1 protein-coding gene is annotated in these 920 nt (G+C 55.3%); it reads left to right on the top strand.

Annotation, left to right across the window (positions count from 1 at the left end):
* Positions 1-920: immunoglobulin-like domain-containing protein (locus HBO09_RS28615; RefSeq protein ID WP_346266448.1), on the top strand; the 920-nt coding region annotated here is incomplete at both ends.

Below are 920 nucleotides of genomic sequence, written 5' to 3'. Positions count from 1 at the left end.
AAAGTCACCACCATCGTGACCGACACACCGGACACCGATAACACCACCACCGTGACTTTGACGGCTCCGTCTGAAGTGAACGAAGGTGGAAAAATCACTTACACCGCCACCTTGAGCAACAAGGCTGACACTGACGTCACCCTGACGCTGGACAACAAGCAAACCATCACCATCAAGGCGGGCGACACCGTTGGTACTGTGACTGTTGATGCTCCGAGCGATGACGTGTTCATCGATAAGAGCACCCAGACCGTCAAGATCACCGACACCGCTGGCGGCAACTTCGAGAAACTCGTGGTTGCAGGCGACGGCGCCACGACGCAGATCAACGACACCATCGACAAGGTTGATGTGGTCCTGACCGCGACCAAAACCGTGGGTGAAGGCGGCCAGATCGTCTACACCGCTACCCTTGTGGATAAAAACGGTGCGCCAGTCCTCAACACTACCGGTCCGGTGACTGTCACCCTGGATAACAAACAGGTCATCACCATTGGTGTGAACGAGTCGAGCGGTACTGTCTCGGCTGTAGCGCCGGATGATGTGTACAAAGGCGACCAGACTGTTACTACCGGCATCACTAAAGTCACCGGTGGCGAGCACTTTGAAAACCTGGTTCCGGGTACCGATAAAGTCACCACCATCGTGACCGACACACCGGACACCGATAACACCACCACCGTGACTTTGACGGCTCCGTCTGAAGTGAACGAAGGTGGAAAAATCACTTACACCGCTACCTTGAGCAACAAGGCTGACACTGACGTCACCCTGACGCTGGACAACAAGCAAACCATCACCATCAAGGCGGGCGACACCGTTGGTACTGTGACTGTTGATGCTCCGAGCGATGACGTGTTCATCGATAAGAGCACCCAGACCGTCAAGATCACCGACACCGCTGGCGGCAACTTCGAGAA

The organism is Pseudomonas sp. WS 5027 (assembly GCF_012985695.1).
Lineage (GTDB): Bacteria > Pseudomonadota > Gammaproteobacteria > Pseudomonadales > Pseudomonadaceae > Aquipseudomonas > Aquipseudomonas hygromyciniae.
This window is presented reverse-complemented; position numbering and strand designations above follow the sequence as displayed.